This is a genomic window from Variovorax sp. MPBD4-3 (genome assembly GCF_058809745.1).
In genome coordinates this window covers 116,393-133,659 of the sequence record NZ_JBXASW010000008.1, presented here as the reverse complement: position 1 = coordinate 133,659, position 17,267 = coordinate 116,393, and the positions used below count along the sequence as shown (strand labels likewise).

The window sequence follows — 17,267 nt, the reverse complement described above, 5'->3', positions numbered from 1 at the left end:
TCAGGCACCCGCCTTTTCCGCCGCCTTCAGCGCGCGCTTGAGGTCGTCGATCAGGTCGGCAGCGTCTTCCAGGCCGATCGACAGGCGGATCGTGCCTTGCGAGATGCCCGCGCCGGCCAGCGCCTCGTCGGTCATGCGGAAGTGGGTGGTGCTGGCCGGGTGGATCACCAGGCTGCGGCAGTCGCCCACGTTGGCCAGGTGGCTGAACAGCTTGAGCGCTTCGATGAAGGCCTTGCCCTGCGCCCGGCTGCCCTTGATGTCGAAGCTGAACACCGCGCCGGCGCCGCGCGCGCCGTGGCGCAGCAGCTTCTGCGCGAGCGCGTGGCTCGGGTGCGACTCGATCAGCGGATGTCCCACGCGCGACACGAACGGGTGCGCGGCCAGGAACTCGACCACCTTCTGCGTGTTGTCGATGTGGCGCTCCATGCGCAGCGGCAGGGTCTCGATGCCCTGCAGGATGAGCCAGGCCGTGTGCGGGCTCATCGAGGCGCCGAAGTCGCGCAGGCCTTCGCGGCGCGCGCGCAGCAGGAAGGCGCCGACGGTGCTTTCCTCGCTGAACACCATGTTGTGGAAGCCGTCGTAGGCCTGCGTCAGCTCGGCGAACTTGCCCGACTTCTCCCAGTCGAAGCTGCCGCCGTCGACCACCACCCCGCCGATCACGGTGCCGTGGCCCGACAGGAACTTGGTGGCCGAGTGGTAGACCAGGTCGGCGCCCCAGTCGAAGGGCTTGATGAGGTAGGGCGAGGTGAGCGTGGAGTCGACCAGCAGCGGCACGCCGGCTTCGTGGGCGATGTCGCTCACCGCGGGAATGTCGAGCACGTCGAGCCCGGGGTTGCCCACGGTTTCGCCGAAGAACAGCTTTGTCTCGGGCCGCACGGCGTTGCGCCAGCCGTCCAGGTCGCCGGGCTTGACGAAGGTGGTCTCGATGCCGAAGCGGCGCATCGTGTAGTACAGCAGGTTCTGCGAGCCGCCGTACAGCGCCGTGCTGGCCACGATGTGCGAGCCCGCGCCCATCAGCGTGGCCACCGACAGGTGCAGCGCGGCCTGTCCGCTGGCGGTGGCGATGGCGCCGATGCCGCCTTCGAGCGCCGACACGCGCTGCTCCAGCACCGCGTTGGTCGGGTTGCTGATGCGCGAATAGACGTGGCCGGCGCGCTCCAGGTTGAACAGCGCGGCGGCGTGGTCGCTCGACTCGAAGACGAAGGAGGTGGTGAGGTGGATCGGCACGGCCCGCGCGCCGGTGGCGGGGTCGGGCGAGGCGCCGGCGTGCAGCGCGAGGGTGTCGAAACCGGGGTCGGAATAACCGGGCATGAAGGCCTTTCTGTGTCTGAGCGTTGTCTCCTGGCAATGCCCCGTTACGTCTGCAATTCATGCGTCCGCGACAAGGGCGCTCAGGTCGGCGTCGATTGTGGGCTATATTCAAAAACGGCAGGCCCGCCCAGATACACCAGAGATAGCCGAGATTGAGTCCCGAGAGGAGCACACGATGAAAGTCAGCGACATCCTTCGCGTCAAGGGCAACACGCTCTTCACCATCACGCCAGACGACCCGCTGGCAGACGCCGCCAACACCATGGCGGAAAAGGACATCGGTTCGCTGGTGGTCATGGAGCACGGCGACCTGGTCGGCATGCTCACCTTCCGGGAAGTGATCGTCGCCATCGTCAACAACGGCGGCCAGGTCGGCACCACGCTGGTCCGCAAGGCCATGGACGACGCCCCCGTCACCTGCACCCTGGAAACCGACCTCGACGAAATCCGCCGCATCATGCTGGAGCGCCACGCACGCTACATGCCCGTCATGGACAAGCGCATGCTGATGGGCGTGATCAGCTTCTACGACGTGGCCAAGGCCGTGGTGGACAGCCAGAACTTCGAGAACAAGATGCTCAAGGCCTACATCCGCGACTGGCCCGCGGAAGACGAAAAGACCGGCTGAGCGCTGCCTCCGCGTTGGAGGCGAGCCCTACTCTTTGATGTTGGCGGTCTGCACGATCTTCTGGTTGCGTGCGTATTCCGCCTGCACGAACTTGCCGAACGACTCCGGCGTGCCGCTGCCCGGCAGCGCGCCCTGCTCCATCAGCTTGGAGCGCACGCCTTCTTCCTGCAGCACCGCATTGAGTTCCTGGTTGATCTGCGCGACCACCGCCGGCGGCGTTTTCGCGGGCGCGAAGATGCCGGTCCAGCTCACCATGTCGAAGCCCTTGAGGCCAGGCATCTCGTCGAAGGTAGGCACATTGGGCAGCGTGGGCAGCCGCTTGCTGCTGGTGATGCCGAGGGCCTTCAGGCGCTTGCCGTTCACGTGCGGTATGGCGCTGGTGCTCACCAGCATGGCCAGGTCGACCTGGTCGCCGATCACGTCGGTGGCAATCTGCGCGCCGCCGCGGTAGGGCACGTGGGTGACGAAGATGCCGCTGCGCTCCTTCAGCAGTTCCATGGCCAGTTGCAGCACCGTGCCCACGCCCGAGGTCGCGTAGTTGTACTTGCCGGGCTTGGCCTTCGCGAGCTTCACGAAGTCGGAAAAAGTCTGGGCCTCCAGGGCGGGCCGCGCCACCAGCACCATCGGCGCGGTGTTGAGCAGGCCGACCGGCGCCAGGTCTTTCAGCGGATCGAAGCGGAAGGCGGTCGGGTTCACCAGCTTGCCGATGGCGATGGCGCTGTCGGGCCCCACCACCAGCGTGTAGCCGTCGGGCGCGGCGTTCACCGCCTTGGCCACGCCGATGGCGCCGCCCGCACCGCTCACGTTCTCGATGACCACCGACTGCTTGAGCCGCTCGCCGAGGCGCTGCGCGACGAGGCGCGCATTCACGTCCACGCTGCCGCCGGCGGTGTAGGGAACGATCAGCGTGATGGGCTTGGCCGTGGGCCAGGCCTGCGCGAGCGCCGCGGTGGGCAGGGCCGCGCAAAGCGCGGCGGTGATAAGCAGGCGGCGGGGAGTGTTCATGGCGTGGGTCATTCGAGGGTGGTGGGGGCGGGTTCGGTGTCGAGGCGGTCGCGCAGCGTGTCGAACGCGTCGCTCCATTGCGTGCGCCATTCGCGGCGCTGCGTGTCGTCGATCCATGCGCCGTCCAGGCCGTTGTGCATGAAGCCGCGCAGGTCGTCCAGGCCGAAGCCGAAGTCGCGCACCATCATCAACCAGGCCTGCGTGGGCGTGACCTTGTGCAGCGTCGGGTCGTCGGTGTTGGGGTGGATGCGCAGGCCCAGGCCGGGCATCCTGCGGATCGGATGGTCCAGCGCCCAGCGCTCCGGCGGCAGCGTGCGCAGGTAGTACGAATTGGTGGGCACCACGGTGAAGATCACGCCGCGCTCGGCGCACTGGCGCGCGTAGTCGGGCTGGTCGACCACCGTGTAGCCGTGGTCGATGCGGTCGACCTGCAGCACGTCGAGCGCGGTGCGCACGTTGGTCCAGGGCATGCCGAACTCGCCCGCGTGCGCGGTGGTCTTGAGGCCGGCTTTCTTCGCATCGGCATAGGCCTGGGTGAACAGCTCTGGCGGACGGTCGTTCTCGCGGTAGTCGATGCCGATGCCGATCACCTCGTCGCAGCGGTGCGCCTTGACCCACTCCACCATTTCCACCGCGGCCTGCGGGCTGGCTTCGCGGTCGATGGCGGCAATGAGCCGGCCGGTGATGCCGAAATCCTGCTGCGCGTCGTGGATGGCGCGCACGATGGCCGCCTGTGCCATCGGATAGGCAATGCCCGATTCATGCACCGTGCCGGTGGGGTTCCAGAAGAACTCGGCATAGCGCACGTTGTGCGAGGCCGCGTCCTGCAGGTATTCGAGCGTGAGCTGGTACAGGTCGCCGGGGCCGCGAACCAGCTGGGCGTCGAGCGCGCGCAGCACGCGCAGCACGCCGACCGGTTTTTCTCCGCGCGTGTAGAAGCCCTCGATCTCGTCGGCCGCCAGCGGCGCGCCGGCGCGCAGGTTGAGCTGCTTGAAGGTCTCGTGGCGCACCGTGCCGAACAGGTGGCAGTGCAGCTCGGCCTTGGGCATGGCCCGCAGCATCGATTCCAGCGTGAAGGGAGCAGGGGTGGGGCTGGTCATGCTGACCAGTCTAGTAATTGCCTCCTCATAAGGAAAATTTTGAATTTCTATAATTTGATTCACTGAATCAATAACCGAGGATGCGTCCATGGCCGCCTTGCCCCTGCGTGCGCTCACGCTGCGCCAGCTGCAGTTCTTCTCGGTGCTGGTGGAAGAAGGCCAGTTCGGCCGCGCTGCCAGGCGGCTTTCCATCACGCAGCCGGCCCTGAGCAACGCCATCAAGCAGATGGAAAAGCTGCTGGGCGCGGAGCTGCTGACCCGCTCCACCCACCGGCTGGAACTCACGCCCGTGGGCGCCGAGGTGCTGGCGCGCACCGACTTCCTGGTCAACACCTTCGACGTGGCGCTGCGCGACATCGAAAGCACGGTGCAGCGCGGCCGGGCCTTCGTGCGCGTGGGCGTCATTCCCTCGGCCAGTGCGCGCGTGGCGGCCGCGGCCAGCGAGTTTCTGGGCAGCGGCCAGCGCGAGGTGGAGCTGGCCTGGCGCGACGCGCCGTCGAACACGCTGCTGGCCGAGCTGCGCAGCGGGCAGATCGACATGGCGGTGGCCGCCATCACCGAGCCGCCCGGCGGCCTGACCTGCATCGATCTGTTCCGAGACCCGCTGGTGCTGGTGGTGCGGCGCGACCATGCGCTGGCGGCCGCCGGCGACGCGAACTGGGAGGCCATCGGCAAGGAGCGGCTGGTGCTGTTCGAGAGCGGCAGCATGCCCGCGCTGGGCAACCCGGCGCGTGCGCAGTTCGCGCAGGGCGCGGAGCCCTATCGCGTGAGCTATTCGGAAACGCTCTATGCGCTGGTGCGCAGCGGGCAGGCGCTGGGGCTGATGCCGCGCCTGTACACCTCTTCGCTGCGCGACCCCGAACTGGCCGTGGTGCCGCTGCTGAAGCCGCGCGTCGAGCGCCGCGTGGTGCTGGCCTACCTGCCGGGGCCGATGCGCAACGTGGTGGCGCAGGAGCTGATCGCGTTCCTGCGCGACAGGCTTCCGCAGGCCGGCGAGGCGATCGTGCGGCGCGTGAGCAAGGCGCAGCGCGCGCGGCGCTGAGCGATTCAGGCCATCTGCGTCTCGCGCCGGAAGCGCTCCAGCGTCCAGCCCTCGCCGAGCAGGAACATGCGCGTGTGCAGCTCAGCCAGCGTGGCGCGCCCGACCTCTCTGCCCAGGTAGCTCAGCTGCTTGTTGCGCAGGTCGGCAAAGCCCGCCTCGCAGTGGCGCGACAGGCTCTGCCAGAGCGCATGCGCGCCCGGCGACTGCCGCGCGCCGCTCATGAGGCAGATGCCCCGGCCCAGCGCCCAGCGGTACACGGCGGAGGCCAGCCCGCGCCGCTGGTAGGCCGGGTCGTACTGCGAATGCGGCGCGCGGATGTGGCGGTCGGCCCTGCGGTTGAGCTCGATGAGCCGGTTGAACACGGTGTAGCCGACGAGGCTGTCGCGGCGCGTGTCCTCGATGTAGACGTACAGCTCGCCATCGGCCTCGCGATAGCGTGCGCGCAGGCCGGGGTCGCCCAGCGCGAGCTGCGGCATGTCGTGCAGGCGGGCGCCCATCGTGCGCATGCGTTCGTGTACCGGCACCAGCGTGTCTGCTGGGCTGGCCTTGTGCGGATCGACGTCGATGCGCAGCTCGGCCGGCCTGAAGCGCCACCAGACCGGCTGCATCGGAGGGAATGCCAGCACGAGCGTCATGCCGCACCCCTCTGCGCCAGCGCCGCGGCGCGTTGACCCTGCCGTGCGGCAAGCGCGCAGTGCGGCACCACCAGCACGTCGCCCGTGGACCAGCGCAGCACGCGCAGCGCCACGCTGCCGAAAAGAAAGTCCATCAGCGCGCAGCGCCTGCGCTTGCCGACCACCAGCAGGTCGGCCTTCGAGTACTGCTGCTGCACGGCCGCCTGCCGCGCCGGATCGCCGCGCCCTATCGACGACACCACGCGGTTGCGGCGCGCGATCGACGCATCGGACAGCCACAGCATGCGTTCGCGCGCATGGCGGGCGCACGCGTGGCGGTAGGCGTCGATCACGTGCGACGACACGTCGGCGTAGCGCAGCTTGCCTTCGTGCATGGGCGTGAAGGCGTGGAACAGCTCGATGTCGGCCTGGCCGTCGAAGGCACAGGCCAGGTCGACCAGGGGGCGCGACTCTTCCATGAGATCGACGGCGACGAGGATGCGGCCATAGCCGCCGGCCCGCGCATCGAGCCGCGCCACCAGCACCGGCCGCTGCGCCGCCCGCACCAGCTGTTCGGACGGCTGGCCGTGGAAGAAGGCCGCGAGCGAGCGGTCGGGCTCGTCGCCTATCACCACGAGGTCACACCACTGCGCCTCGTGCGCGGCGCCGTCGAGGCGCCCGCGCGTGTCGTCGATCTTCTTGACGAGGATGCCGAAGCGCTCGGCCACCTCCAGGCATAAGGCGCCCAGGCCGCCGGCCGCATCGGCATCCGCCGGGCCGGCGAAGGCGGCGGGCGCGTACATGATCTTCAGCAGCGCGCCGTGCGCCGCCGCGATGTTGGCTGCACGCACGACAGTGCGCAGGCCGTGCGCCGACAGGTCGGTCACCGCCAAGATCGATTGGATGTTCATCGTCAGTGTTCTTTCCGCATGACAAAGCCGGCCGCCGGCCACGGCGAAGCGGCTGGCAGCGAGCAAGGGAATCAGCTGGGGAAAGCGCGGCGTGCCCGTGCGGGCGCGCTACCGCGCGGGGCTTGGGCCCGGCGGTCGATGAAAGGTGCTGAAGAAAAGGGAGGGGAGGAGGGAGGCTGACCGCCGGGCTCAGAGATCTGCGAGGGTCGGATGCGACCCTGCAGCCGTGCACGCAGTGAAGACTGCGCGCGGCGTGCTGCGGATGAAAGCTTGGCGTTGCATGGGCCCGAGTGTAGGAAGCCCGGCGCGCAAGGGCAAACAATGGCCTCACGGCCCTTGCCGGATTGGCGCGTTGCGGCTCAGCCGTTCAGCTCGGCCGCCGCGTGGATGGTTTCGCGCACGCGCGGGTAGATCTGCGCATTCCACTTGCTGCCGCTGAACACGCCGTAGTGGCCCACGCCGGCTTGCAGGTGATGTGCCTTGAGGTAGGGGCGTATGCCGGTGCAGAGGTCTTGCGCCGCCACCGTCTGGCCCACGGCGCAGATGTCGTCGCGCTCGCCCTCCACCGTCAGCAGCGCGGTGCGACGGATGGCGGCGGGATTCACGGTGCGCTCGCCCACGGTGAGCTTGCCGCGCGGCAGGTCGTAGGTCTGGAACACGCGCTCCACCGTCTCCAGGTAGAACTCGGCCGGCAGGTCGTTCACGGCCAGGTACTCGTCGTAGAAGTTGCCGATGGTGCGGGCCTTGTCGATGTCGCCCTCGACCAGGTGGGTGTACATGTCCTGGAACTGCTTCTTGTGGCGCTCCGGGTTCATGCTCATGAAGGCCGACAGCTGCAGGAAGCCCGGGTACACGCGCCGCATGGCGCCCGCATGCGGCCACGGCACATGGCTGATGAGGTTGCGCCGGAACCAGTCGATCGGCCGGTCGGTGGCGAGCTTGTTGACCGTGGTCGGGTTGATGCGGCAATCGACCGGGCCGGCCATCAGCGTGAGGCTGCGCGGCGTGGCGGGGTTGTCGTCCTCGGCCATCAGCGCGGTGGCGGCCAGCGCGGCCACGCAGGGCTGGCAGACCGCCACCATGTGCACGCCCGGGCCCACGGCCTCCAGGAAACGCATGAGCTGCAGCGTGTAGTCGTCCAGGCCGAACCGGCCCTCCCAGAGCGGCACGTCGCGCGCGTTGTGCCAGTCGGTCAGGTACACGTCGTGGTCGCGCAGCAGCGTGCGCACGGTTTCGCGCAGCAGGGTCGCGAAATGGCCCGAGAGTGGTGCGACCAGCAGCACGGGCGGGTGCACCGCTTCGGTGTCCTTCCTGAAGTGCAACAGGGTGCCGAAGGGCGAGACCAGGGCTTTTTCCTCGTGCACGGCCACTTCGGCGCCGTCGACCGGCACGCTGGCAATGCCGTAGGGCGGCCGCGTGTGGGTCAGCCGCATGCGCGAGAACACCTCGAACTGCGCGGCCATGCGCCGCAGCATGGTGCGCTCGGTGCCGTCTTTCCACAGCGCCTGGCCCAGGTACTGCGCGGCGAGCCTGGCAGGCGACAGCATGTCGGCTTGGTTCTGGTAGGCCCGGTACAGCATGCCTCCGGTGCAGGCAAGTTGCGGGCCAGCCGCATGGCATGGCGCTTGCACGCAACGAGGCAACGCCCAAGGAGCTTCAAGATGGCCAAACCCGTTCTCACCATCAGCAGCAAGAACTACGGCGCGTGGTCGCTGCGCGGCTGGCTGATGTGCAGGCTGGCCGGGCTGGAGTTCAGCGAGAAGGTCATCCCGCCCGACGACCCGGCCATGAAGGCCGAGATGCTGCTGCTGTCTTCGTCGATGCTGGTGCCCTCGCTGCAGCACGGCGGCGTGAAGGTGTGGGACACGCTGGCCATCGGCGAATACCTCAACGAGATCAAGCCCAAGGCCGGACTGCTGCCCGACGACATCGCCGCCCGCGCCCACTGCCGCGCCGTCTGCGGCGAGATGCATTCGGGCTTTTCGTCGATGCGCGGCGCGCTGCCGATGAACATCAAGGCCCATTTCAAGAACTTCAAGGTGTGGTCGCGCGCGCAGGCCGACATCGACCGCATCGTCGCCATCTGGCGCGAATGCTTCAAGGCCTACGGCGGCCCCTTCCTGTTCGGCAAGCAGCCGGGCATGGCCGACGCGATGTACGCGCCGGTGGTCACGCGCTTCCTGAGCTACGACGTGGCGCTGGACAGTGCGTGCGCTGCCTATTGCAAGCGGGTGATGGAGCTGCCGGCCATGAAGGAATGGGTGGCCGCGGCGAAGCAGGAGCCCGAGGAAATCGACGAGCTCGACGCGGAGTTCTGAAAAAACGGGCGCGAGCTTCGAAGGCTAGTGCCGGAACATCCGCAGGTCGAGCGCGCTTTCCTCGCCCAGCCACATGGCATGCGCCGTGTGGTCCGCGAAGTCGTCCCCGGTCACGCCGTGCACGAACACGTCGAGCCCGTTGCGGTTGGCCTCTAGCCAGCCGATGACCTGGTCGAACTCGGCGGCGTCGAAGGCGAGCTGGCAGCTCCAGTGCGGATGCGGCCCCACCAGCCGCTCGTGCACGCGGCCGACCACCACCATCAGTTCCTGTCCGGCGCGCTCGCAGAGGCTGCGCGCCTGCGCCAGTGTGTCGGGCGCGAAATAGACGTGGGCGTGGTACTGGGCGTAGAGGTTTTCGGGGCGGCGTGGCATGGTGGGCTCATTGTGGACCCGGGCGCGGGTCCAGGTGAAAACGCCCGCTGTAGCGGAACACGTCGCCGAACCAGCGGTGGCGCAGCAGCATCTTCATGGTGAAGCGGTCGGGGTCCTGCGGGTCGGGCCGCTCTTCCACGTAGGCGGTGCCCAGCAGGAGCCCCAGCGGCAGCGGAATGCGCAGCCCCGCCACGCGCCAGATGTAGCCCCGGTCGCGGAACACCAGCGCGCCTTCTTCCGCGCTCACGGCCAGCCGCATGCCGATGCCGAAGCGCACGTACTCGATCACCTCGCCGCCCCGGCGCGCGTCGTGCGCCATGTACGAGCGGAAATGGAAGGGCGGCCTGCCCGGAAAGCGGAAGACCCGGTCCCAGTGGAGCGTGGCGTCGTCGGGGCGGCAGCTGTAGTGCACTTCGATGGGCACGTCCTTGCCCTGGTGCGGCACCAGCGCGCCGAACAGCCGGCCGAGGGGCATCAGCAGCGCGGCCCAGCGGGCGTGCCAGACCTCGCTCATGGTGCCGCGCACGCACACGTGGTCGTCGGAGAACGGCGCCATCGCGTAGTGGCGGCGGATGACGTCGCCGAGCCGTTCCCAGGCGGGGCCGAGCGCCTGCTGGAAGACCGGTGCGGTGGGCGGCATCGTCGTCATCCGGCCGCCGCCGCGCCGGCCGTGGCTTCGGCGCGTGCCTTGTAGAAGCGCAGGATGTTCTCGGACGCGTCTGCCAGCAGCAGGTGCATGACGCGGTCCGCATACCAGTTGAAGCTGGTGCTCATGCGCCACGACACCGCAACGCGCAGCTCGGTGCCGCCGTCGCGCGGCGTCAGCGTGTAGGTGGCGTCGCGCAGGTCGAAGTACTGGCCGCCGATCATCACGTGATCGTCGAGCGCACCGGCCGGGAAAGAGTCGGGCGAGAAGCGGAAGCGCCACTTCAGCTGCCGGTTGGGCTGCCATTCGGTAATGACTTCCTCGAAGTGCACGTTCTTCTGCCACTGCACCTGGCGCACGCGGCCTTCGGGCGTGTCGACCGTGACGCCAGACACCGGCATCGGCACGCCGATGCGGTAGGCCCAGGCGTCGCCGACTTCGGCGGGACGGATGTCGCGCGCGGCGTTCAGCGCGTGCCACACGCGCTCGGCCGGCGCGGCAATGAAGAGCGTGCGCGACGTGTTCGACAGCCGGTCCGGGTTGGGCAGCTGCGGCTCGATGGCGCCGAGCACCAGCGGCAGCACCGCGAAGCTGTAGATGGCCTGCTTCGGCCAGTTGGTGATGCGGCACACGATGCCCATCGCCAGTCCGCCGACGCTGCCCATCACCGCGAACAGCGGCACGATGACGACGGCGCAGATCAGCCCCTCGATGAACACCGCCAGCGTGCCGCCGACGAAAAGCGCCGTTGCCACCCACGGCGCCCAGAGGTAGTAGCCCCAGCTTCGGCGCTCGATACGCTCGGCCATGTACACGGTGACTGCGCCGCACAGCGCGGGCACGAAGTACACGAAGGAGCCGAGCATCGGCGAGAAGCGCTGGCCCGGGCCGCCGCTGAAAATGATGCGAAGCACCAGCGCGATGGCCGCGCCCGCCAGCATCGGCCAGAACCATGCGAAGGGCATGGCGCCGCGGGATTGGGGCGGCAGTTCGCCGGGTGCCTGGTCTGGCGCGAGTGCGGCGAGCCTGCTGTCCTGGTTGTCGTCTTGCATGCGTAGCTTTCTGCTGGTTGTTTCTTCTCGTGTTCGCTCAGCCGGCACTGCGCGTGGCCGTGACCATGCAGTAGTCGAAGTCGCGCCAGAACATGCCCAGCGCCAGCGCGCAATAGCTGGCCACGATGTGCTTGCGCCGCCACGCGCCGAGCATGCCGCGCGCCTTCCAGAGTTCGGCCAGGGTGAAGCGCGTGGCCAGCACCGGAATGTGCAGCGCGCTGGGCGCGACGCGCCAGCGCAGCGACTTGCATTCGATGTCCTCGAAGCCGTTGTCGCGCAGGGCGGCGATGAAGTCGCCGCGAACGGCCAGCGTGGGCACGGCCCAGCTGTCGGCCCACAGGCGGTGCAGCCAGCCCGCCACGCGCCCGGGCTTGCGGCGCAGCAGGAAGCCGTCGGCCACCGCCAGCCGGGCGCCGGGCTTGAGCAGGCGCGCGGCCTCGCGGATGAAGTCGGCCTTGGCGGTGCCCTCTGCATAGCAGGCGCTCTCCAGGGCCCAGGCGCCGTCGGCCTGCGCGGCGGGCAGGCCGGTGCGGGTGTAGTCGGCCTGCACGTGGGCCATGCGGTCGGCCACGCCTGCCGCCGCATCGAGCCTGGCGGCGATGCTGTTCTGCACGGCCACGTTGGTCACGGTCACTGCGTACAGCGACGGGTTGTCGCCCACCAGCGTGCGCGCGGTGGCGCCGGCGCCGCAGCCCATGTCGATCACGCAGCGGCGGGGCGCGGCGCCGGGCTGCGCATCGGCAAGCCGCAGCGCGCGGCCGACCACGCGGTTCATCTCGACCAGCATGCCTTCGCGCCTGAACGGGTTCAGCCCGGCGCGCCAGAAACCGAAGTGCATGTTGTAGCTGGGGCTCCAGGCGCTGTAGTCGAACGCGACTTCGGTGAAGTAGACCTGGGTGTCTTCGGCGGTGATGGAGGTGCCGGCGGATGCCTGTGCGGGCGCTTCGAGCGGCAGGCGGAAGTCGGGCTGGAAAACTGTGGGCATGGCTGTTCCCTCGGGTGGTGTTTTTTCTTCAGAGGCGGCAGTTGCCGTCGTTGCAGGAAGGCGCGACGCGTCCCGCCAGCCGTGTCGCCAGCCAGCGCGGAATGCGGTAGCGGTTGCGCGCCAGCAGGGCATAGGCGCGGTCGGCCAGCGGCGCGACCAGCGGCAGGTCGAGCAGGCCGCCGCCGCTGGGCAGGCCCACCGCCGCGCGGCTCGCGCGGATGGCCGGCACGCCGACCAGCACCCGGCCCGTGGCATCCACCGCGTGGATCGCGGCCATGAGCGCGTCGCGCGGCGCCGGCCCGTCGCTGAACGAGGCCGGCGAGCAATCGACGAACCGCAGCCGGCCCGCGGTGTCGCGCGCCCCCAGGTTGCCCATTTCGGCCGAGCAGATGGCGCAGCTGGCGTCGAAGTACAGGGTCAGCGGATAGGCGGGAAGGGCGTCGCGGCTCATGGCATCCTTTGTTCTCGATATTTCTGTCAAAACAGAAATACATAGGCAAAAAAAGAGAAGGGTTCAGATCATCGGCAGGCTGGCGTGGTGTGCGTCGGGGTCTTCGTCCTTGCCGCCCTTGTCGCCGCGCACGAACTTCTGCACGCTGGCGCCCAGCGTCAGCACCTTGTCGAGCGTGCCGGGCGACAGCCGCAGCATTTCGTCGGCCCAGGTGGCGAGCTTGTTCATGAGGTCCATGGTGGAGCGGATGCGGTCCTGCGCATCGGGCGGTTCCTTCTGGAAATCGGGGCTCGAGACCAGTTCGCGCAGCACGCGGATGGTCGGGTCGAACTCGCGTTCCTTGCGCTCGCGCACCACGGTGCGGAACAGCTCCCACACGTCGACGCTGGTCTCGAAATAGTCGCGCCGGTCGCCCAGCGTGTGGGTGATGCGCACGAGGTTCCAGGCCTGCAGTTCCTTCAGGCTGTTGCTGACGTTGGAGCGCGCGACGCCCAGGGTTTCGGACAGCTCCTCGGCATGCATCGGCTTGCCGTGGGCGAAGAGCAGCGCGTGGATTTGAGAGACGGTGCGGTTGACGCCCCACATGGACCCCATTTCGCCCCAGTGGAGGACGAACTTGCGTTGAATGTCTGTGAGTTCCATGGCTCGGAGTTTAGGATTTACGAAATTTCTGTCAAGAGAGAAATGTAAAAAGCGGGCGGCCGCAAGGAAACAGTGAAATACTGTACAAATCCACAGTAACGAGGTTTCGCCATGCCCGCAGCCCACATCCCCATCCACGCCATCAAGGGCCGCGGCGCGGCCACGCAGCTTGCGCATCGTTTCTCCAAGGACGAGCGCAATGCCTTCGACGACGGCTGGGGCACGCTCGAAGACGGCGTGGCCGAGGCGCAGGAGCTGCAGCCCATCGCCACCGAGGTGCGCTTCGAAGACGTCAAGTCGGCGCTCAACGAGAACGACTCGCCCGACATCTACTTCGACCGCTCGCTCAACCCCTACCGCGGCTGCGAGCACGGATGCATCTATTGCTTCGCCCGGCCCACGCACAGCTACCTCAACCTGTCGCCCGGCCTCGACTTCGAGACCAAGCTGATCGCCAAGCGAAACATCGCCGACATGCTGCGCACCGAGCTCGGGCGCAAGAGCTACCGGCCCAGCTACATCGCCATCGGCACCGCCACCGACTGCTACCAGCCCATCGAGCGCGACTTGAGGCTCACCCGCTCGGTCATCGAACTGCTGCAGGAAGCGCGGCATCCGTTCGCGCTGGTCACCAAGTCGAGCGCCATCGAGCGCGACCTCGACGTGATCGCGCCCATGGCGGCCGACCGTCTTGCGGCCGTGTACGTGACCGTGACCACGCTCGACGGCGAACTCGCCCGCAAGCTGGAGCCGCGCGCCGCGGCGCCGCACCGCCGGCTGCGCACCATCCGCACGCTGACCGAGGCGGGCGTGCCGGTTGGCGTGAGCGTGGCGCCGCAGATTCCCTTCGTGACCGAAGACATGGAACAGGTGCTCGAGGCCGCATGGGAAGCCGGCGCGCGCAGCGCCTTCTACACCGTGGTGAGGCTGCCGTGGGAGGTGGCGCCGCTCTTCAAGGAATGGCTGGCGCTGCACTATCCGCAGCGCGCCGACCGCATCATGGCGCGCATCCACGAGATGCGCGGCGGCAAGGACTACGACGCCGACTTCGCCACGCGAATGAAGGGCTCGGGCCTGTGGGCCGACCTGATCCACCAGCGCTTCGAGAAGGCGACCAACCGACTGGGCTACAACCGCGAGCGCATTCCGCTGGACATCACGGCGTTCCGGCCGCCTGGCGCCGCGGGGCAGGGCAGCCTGTTCTGAACGTCCGCGTGCCGGCTTCGCGAATCTTCTACACGTAGCCCAGCGGCAGCGCCGTGGTCTGCTTCAGTTCCTGCATGGCGAAGCTGGAGCTGACGTCGTGCAGGTTCGTGCCCGAGATCAGTCGCTTGTAGACGGCGTCGTAGGCGGCGATGTCCGGCACCACCACGCGCAGCAGGTAGTCCACGTCGCCGCTCATCCGGTAGAACTCGACCACTTCCGGAATGGCATGGACCGTGGCGGTGAAGCGGTCGAACCACTCCTGCGAGTGCGTGCTGGTCCGCACCGACACGAAGACCGTCACCGCCACGTTGACCTTGCGCGGGTCGAGCAGGGCCACCGAGCGCGTGATGACGCCCGCCTCCTTGAGCCGCTGGATGCGCCTCCAGCATGGCGTGGCAGACAGGCCCACCTGCTCGGCGATCTGCGCCACCTGCAGCTCGGCGTCTTGCTGCAGGAGATCAAGAATCTTGATATCTATGGAATCCAGTTTCATCAAATATCCTTGATTGAGCATTGGATTCCGATCTTATCGGCATAGGCAGCATAAAACGCAAGCCGCTGCTCCGCCCCGGGCGGCAGACTCTTCCGGGTGCGCGGCGCTGTCGCCCGCCTCGCCCGCCAAGCCTGCAAACGCTTGCATCTCTTCTCCCGGAATCACCTGAATGGACATCTACCTCGACGCCAACGCCACCACGCCCGTTCTGCCTCGCGCCCGGGCCGCGGCACTCGCAGCCATGGCCGACGACTTCGGCAACCCCAGCAGCGTCCACAGCACCGGGCTGAAGGCGCGCGCGCTGATGGATTCGGTGCGCTCCCGCGCGCGGCGGCTGCTTGGTGCGCCCACGGGCGACCTGCTGTTTCTCAGCGGCGCCACCGAAGGCATCCAGACGGCGGTGCTGTCGGCGCTGAGCGCGCTGCGCGGCCGCGAGGACGTCGACTGCGTGCTGTACGGCGCGACGGAGCACAAGGCGGTGCCGGAAGCGATCAGCCACTGGAACAAATTGCTGGGCCTGAACCTGCGCGTGCTGCCCATCCCGGTCGGCCGAGACGGCCGCCATGACCTGCATTGGCTGCGCGCGCATGCCGCACGTGCCGGGCTGGTCTGCACCATGGCCGCCAACAACGAGACCGGCGTCGTCAGCGACCTGGAAGGCATCGCCCAGGCGCTCGACGGGAGCCCGGCGCTGTGGATGGTGGACAGCGTGCAGGCGCTGGGCAAGCTCGAGCTCCGGCTTGAAGCCCTCCGCATCGACTACGCGCCGTTCTCGGGGCACAAGCTCTATGCCCCGAAGGGCATCGGCCTGCTGTACGTGCGCGCCGGCGCGCCGTTCACGCCGCTGATGGCGGGCGGCGGCCAGGAGGGCGCATTGCGCTCGGGGACCGAGAACATGTCCGGCATCGCCGCGCTCGGCACCGTGCTGGAAGCGCTCGAAGACGGCCAGACCTTCCGGGACGCTCTCACGCTGGAGGCGTACCGCGACCGCATCGCCGCCGCGCTGAAGGATGCGTTCCCCGGCGTGGTGTTCAACGCGCCCTTTGAACTGAGCTTGCCGACGACCCTCAATTTCTCGGTGCCCGGCCTCGACTCGAAGCTCCTGCAGGACCTGTTCGACGCGGCCGACGTGCGGGTGAGCGGAGGCTCGGCCTGCGGCGCGTCGAAGGCGCTGCCGAGCCACGTGCTGCAAGCCATGGGGTTGCCCGCCTGGCAGGCGGCCTCGGCCGTGCGCCTGTCGTTCGGGCCGGCCAGCGACGCGGCCTTCATCGACGAAGCCTGTGAAAGGATCGGCTCCTGTGGCGCTTCGCTGCGCGCAAGCTGCCTCAATACCGGCGCCGACACCTCCCGTCCGGGCGACGCGCTCGACGGCCTGACCCGCTTCGTGGCCGGCGGTGCATGCTGCTACCTCCTGGCCGATGCCGGCAGCCGCCGCTGCGTCGTCATCGATCCGCTGCCCGAGTTGACCGGCCGCATCGCGCAACTGCTTCGCTGCCAGGACTACACGCTGGCCGCCGTGCTCGACACGCACAGCCATGGCGATCATGTTTCCTCGGTGGGCGAACTGCGCGCCGCGCTGCCGGAACGCCTTGTCCAGAAAGGCGAGGTCGATGCGCTCGGCTGGCCCCTGGGTGCCGATGCCATCTGCCTGGGCGCGCAGACGCTGACCCGGCTGGCAACCCCGGGGCACACCGCCGACTCGACCGCCTACCTGCTGCACGACGAGCAGCTGAAGATCCGCCTGGCATTCGTGGGCGACACGGTGATGCCCGGCGCCCTGGGGCGAAGCGATTTCGCGCAAAGTGCGCCGCTCGCATTCGGCCCCTCGCTGAAGCAACTGGCGCAGGCCGTGGGCCCCGGAACGCTGCTGCTCCCGGCGCACGACTACGACGACCGCTTCGCGAGCACCCTGGCCCGCGAATGCGCGGCCCAGCCGCTGCTCGCGCAGGTGCTGTCCGGCAGCATCGACGCGGCAGGCTTCGCTTCGGCAAAGGCCGAACTCGAGAAAGACCTCGCGCTGACCGAATACCAGACCCTCGCCTGCGGTGCGCGCATCGACAACGGCTGCGCCGGCGCGGGCCACGAGATGAACGCCACGCAGGCGCAGCGGCTGCTGCTCGAGCATCCGGGCCTGGTGCTGGTGGACGTGCGCGAGCCCTACGAGCAGCGCGTGAGCGAATCCTCGCCCTTCGGTGCCGACACCCACCGCGAGGCGGTGCCGCTGTCGGGGCTTCTGAATGCGCTGCCCGGCTGGATGGCGCTGCCGGCCGGTGCGCCGGTGCTCTTCTACTGCCGAAGCGGCAATCGCAGCGCGCAGGCGGCCAAGGCCCTGCGCCGCCTCGGCCATGCGCAGGCATGGAGCCTGGCGGGCGGCCTCGCGCTGTGCTCCGCTGCGGGCGCCGTCGCGCAGCCGGCTGCGTCAATGCACTGAGCCAGCGGAGCTTGAGCGGAATCGCTCCGACAGTGACGACGTGCGTCGATCGACCAGCAA

At 68.6% G+C, this 17,267-nt stretch carries 18 protein-coding genes; 5 read left to right on the top strand and 13 right to left on the bottom strand.

What is annotated here, in order from left to right:
• A complete protein-coding gene (locus AC1RVW_RS07320) occupies positions 1-1,311 on the bottom strand; it encodes an O-acetylhomoserine aminocarboxypropyltransferase (protein ID WP_493198973.1) in 1,311 nt (436 codons plus the stop codon).
• A gap of 175 nt (positions 1,312-1,486) precedes the next feature.
• Between AC1RVW_RS07320 and AC1RVW_RS07315 the strand changes: the two genes are divergently transcribed.
• Complete coding sequence (locus AC1RVW_RS07315) at positions 1,487-1,939, top strand: CBS domain-containing protein (protein WP_081270267.1); 453 nt, start codon at positions 1,487-1,489, stop codon at positions 1,937-1,939.
• 27 nt (positions 1,940-1,966) lie between these two features.
• Here AC1RVW_RS07315 and AC1RVW_RS07310 read toward each other — a convergent pair whose 3' ends face one another.
• On the bottom strand, positions 1,967-2,944 hold the full coding sequence (locus tag AC1RVW_RS07310) for a Bug family tripartite tricarboxylate transporter substrate binding protein (RefSeq protein ID WP_493198971.1): 978 nt from the start codon (positions 2,942-2,944) through the stop codon (positions 1,967-1,969).
• A gap of 8 nt (positions 2,945-2,952) precedes the next feature.
• Positions 2,953-4,044 carry an adenosine deaminase family protein gene (locus tag AC1RVW_RS07305; protein ID WP_493198969.1) on the bottom strand — a complete coding sequence of 364 codons (1,092 nt, stop codon included), beginning with the start codon at positions 4,042-4,044 and terminating at the stop codon, positions 2,953-2,955.
• Between the two features lie 88 nt (positions 4,045-4,132).
• Between AC1RVW_RS07305 and AC1RVW_RS07300 the strand changes: the two genes are divergently transcribed.
• Positions 4,133-5,086 (top strand): LysR family transcriptional regulator, encoded by a 954-nt coding sequence (locus AC1RVW_RS07300; RefSeq protein WP_493198968.1) that lies wholly within the window; start codon positions 4,133-4,135, stop codon positions 5,084-5,086.
• A 5-nt stretch (positions 5,087-5,091) separates the two neighbouring features.
• Here the strand turns inward: AC1RVW_RS07300 and AC1RVW_RS07295 are convergent, their stop codons facing one another.
• From AC1RVW_RS07295 to AC1RVW_RS07285, 3 genes are all read right to left on the bottom strand, one after another.
• A complete protein-coding gene (locus AC1RVW_RS07295) occupies positions 5,092-5,721 on the bottom strand; it encodes an N-acetyltransferase (protein ID WP_493198966.1) in 630 nt (209 codons plus the stop codon).
• On the bottom strand, positions 5,718-6,611 hold the full coding sequence (locus AC1RVW_RS07290) for a universal stress protein (RefSeq protein WP_493198964.1): 894 nt from the start codon (positions 6,609-6,611) through the stop codon (positions 5,718-5,720). The genes AC1RVW_RS07295 and AC1RVW_RS07290 overlap by 4 nt, the downstream gene beginning before the upstream one ends.
• Before the next feature lie 359 nt (positions 6,612-6,970).
• The gene (locus AC1RVW_RS07285) at positions 6,971-8,191 is read right to left on the bottom strand and encodes a polyhydroxyalkanoate depolymerase (RefSeq protein ID WP_493198962.1); all 1,221 of its coding nucleotides are present in this window, start codon (positions 8,189-8,191) and stop codon (positions 6,971-6,973) included.
• A gap of 81 nt (positions 8,192-8,272) precedes the next feature.
• Here AC1RVW_RS07285 and AC1RVW_RS07280 point away from each other — a divergent pair, with 81 nt between their 5' ends.
• Positions 8,273-8,929, top strand: coding sequence for a glutathione S-transferase family protein (locus AC1RVW_RS07280; RefSeq protein WP_493198960.1), 657 nt, complete (start codon positions 8,273-8,275; stop codon positions 8,927-8,929).
• A 24-nt stretch (positions 8,930-8,953) separates the two neighbouring features.
• Here the strand turns inward: AC1RVW_RS07280 and AC1RVW_RS07275 are convergent, their stop codons facing one another.
• The 6 genes from AC1RVW_RS07275 to AC1RVW_RS07250 all read right to left on the bottom strand — a co-directional run bounded on the left by AC1RVW_RS07275 (position 8,954) and on the right by AC1RVW_RS07250 (position 13,077).
• On the bottom strand, positions 8,954-9,301 hold the full coding sequence (locus tag AC1RVW_RS07275; RefSeq protein WP_106937358.1) for a DOPA 4,5-dioxygenase family protein: 348 nt from the start codon (positions 9,299-9,301) through the stop codon (positions 8,954-8,956).
• Positions 9,302-9,308: 7 nt separating this feature from the next.
• On the bottom strand, positions 9,309-9,941 hold the full coding sequence (locus AC1RVW_RS07270; RefSeq protein ID WP_493198957.1) for a DUF4166 domain-containing protein: 633 nt from the start codon (positions 9,939-9,941) through the stop codon (positions 9,309-9,311).
• 5 nt (positions 9,942-9,946) lie between these two features.
• Positions 9,947-10,999, bottom strand: coding sequence for an SRPBCC family protein (locus AC1RVW_RS07265; protein WP_493198955.1), 1,053 nt, complete (start codon positions 10,997-10,999; stop codon positions 9,947-9,949).
• A gap of 37 nt (positions 11,000-11,036) precedes the next feature.
• Positions 11,037-11,984, bottom strand: coding sequence for an SAM-dependent methyltransferase (locus AC1RVW_RS07260; RefSeq protein WP_493198953.1), 948 nt, complete (start codon positions 11,982-11,984; stop codon positions 11,037-11,039).
• Between the two features lie 28 nt (positions 11,985-12,012).
• Positions 12,013-12,435 (bottom strand): thiol-disulfide oxidoreductase DCC family protein, encoded by a 423-nt coding sequence (locus AC1RVW_RS07255; RefSeq protein WP_493198951.1) that lies wholly within the window; start codon positions 12,433-12,435, stop codon positions 12,013-12,015.
• Positions 12,436-12,498: 63 nt separating this feature from the next.
• A complete protein-coding gene (locus tag AC1RVW_RS07250; RefSeq protein ID WP_493198949.1) occupies positions 12,499-13,077 on the bottom strand; it encodes a GbsR/MarR family transcriptional regulator in 579 nt (192 codons plus the stop codon).
• A 111-nt stretch (positions 13,078-13,188) separates the two neighbouring features.
• Here AC1RVW_RS07250 and AC1RVW_RS07245 point away from each other — a divergent pair, with 111 nt between their 5' ends.
• Entirely contained in the window at positions 13,189-14,283 is a 1,095-nt protein-coding gene (locus tag AC1RVW_RS07245; RefSeq protein ID WP_106937363.1) for a PA0069 family radical SAM protein, read from the top strand.
• Between the two features lie 28 nt (positions 14,284-14,311).
• On the opposite strand, the gene AC1RVW_RS07240 is transcribed toward AC1RVW_RS07245, so the two are convergent.
• Positions 14,312-14,776, bottom strand: coding sequence for an Lrp/AsnC family transcriptional regulator (locus tag AC1RVW_RS07240; protein ID WP_493198948.1), 465 nt, complete (start codon positions 14,774-14,776; stop codon positions 14,312-14,314).
• A 169-nt stretch (positions 14,777-14,945) separates the two neighbouring features.
• Here AC1RVW_RS07240 and AC1RVW_RS07235 point away from each other — a divergent pair, with 169 nt between their 5' ends.
• Positions 14,946-17,207 carry an aminotransferase class V-fold PLP-dependent enzyme gene (locus AC1RVW_RS07235; protein ID WP_493198946.1) on the top strand — a complete coding sequence of 754 codons (2,262 nt, stop codon included), beginning with the start codon at positions 14,946-14,948 and terminating at the stop codon, positions 17,205-17,207.
• Positions 17,208-17,267: the final 60 nt, after the last annotated feature.

Coding starts and splice junctions, on each gene's coding strand:
- AC1RVW_RS07320 (WP_493198973.1), bottom strand. CDS start 1,311: ATGCCCGGTTATTCCGACCCCGGTTTCGACACCCTCGCGCTGCACGCC.
- AC1RVW_RS07315 (WP_081270267.1), top strand. CDS start 1,487: ATGAAAGTCAGCGACATCCTTCGCGTCAAGGGCAACACGCTCTTCACC.
- AC1RVW_RS07310 (WP_493198971.1), bottom strand. CDS start 2,944: ATGAACACTCCCCGCCGCCTGCTTATCACCGCCGCGCTTTGCGCGGCC.
- AC1RVW_RS07305 (WP_493198969.1), bottom strand. CDS start 4,044: ATGACCAGCCCCACCCCTGCTCCCTTCACGCTGGAATCGATGCTGCGG.
- AC1RVW_RS07300 (WP_493198968.1), top strand. CDS start 4,133: ATGGCCGCCTTGCCCCTGCGTGCGCTCACGCTGCGCCAGCTGCAGTTC.
- AC1RVW_RS07295 (WP_493198966.1), bottom strand. CDS start 5,721: ATGACGCTCGTGCTGGCATTCCCTCCGATGCAGCCGGTCTGGTGGCGC.
- AC1RVW_RS07290 (WP_493198964.1), bottom strand. CDS start 6,611: ATGAACATCCAATCGATCTTGGCGGTGACCGACCTGTCGGCGCACGGC.
- AC1RVW_RS07285 (WP_493198962.1), bottom strand. CDS start 8,191: ATGCTGTACCGGGCCTACCAGAACCAAGCCGACATGCTGTCGCCTGCC.
- AC1RVW_RS07280 (WP_493198960.1), top strand. CDS start 8,273: ATGGCCAAACCCGTTCTCACCATCAGCAGCAAGAACTACGGCGCGTGG.
- AC1RVW_RS07275 (WP_106937358.1), bottom strand. CDS start 9,301: ATGCCACGCCGCCCCGAAAACCTCTACGCCCAGTACCACGCCCACGTC.
- AC1RVW_RS07270 (WP_493198957.1), bottom strand. CDS start 9,941: ATGCCGCCCACCGCACCGGTCTTCCAGCAGGCGCTCGGCCCCGCCTGG.
- AC1RVW_RS07265 (WP_493198955.1), bottom strand. CDS start 10,999: ATGCAAGACGACAACCAGGACAGCAGGCTCGCCGCACTCGCGCCAGAC.
- AC1RVW_RS07260 (WP_493198953.1), bottom strand. CDS start 11,984: ATGCCCACAGTTTTCCAGCCCGACTTCCGCCTGCCGCTCGAAGCGCCC.
- AC1RVW_RS07255 (WP_493198951.1), bottom strand. CDS start 12,435: ATGAGCCGCGACGCCCTTCCCGCCTATCCGCTGACCCTGTACTTCGAC.
- AC1RVW_RS07250 (WP_493198949.1), bottom strand. CDS start 13,077: ATGGAACTCACAGACATTCAACGCAAGTTCGTCCTCCACTGGGGCGAA.
- AC1RVW_RS07245 (WP_106937363.1), top strand. CDS start 13,189: ATGCCCGCAGCCCACATCCCCATCCACGCCATCAAGGGCCGCGGCGCG.
- AC1RVW_RS07240 (WP_493198948.1), bottom strand. CDS start 14,776: ATGAAACTGGATTCCATAGATATCAAGATTCTTGATCTCCTGCAGCAA.
- AC1RVW_RS07235 (WP_493198946.1), top strand. CDS start 14,946: ATGGACATCTACCTCGACGCCAACGCCACCACGCCCGTTCTGCCTCGC.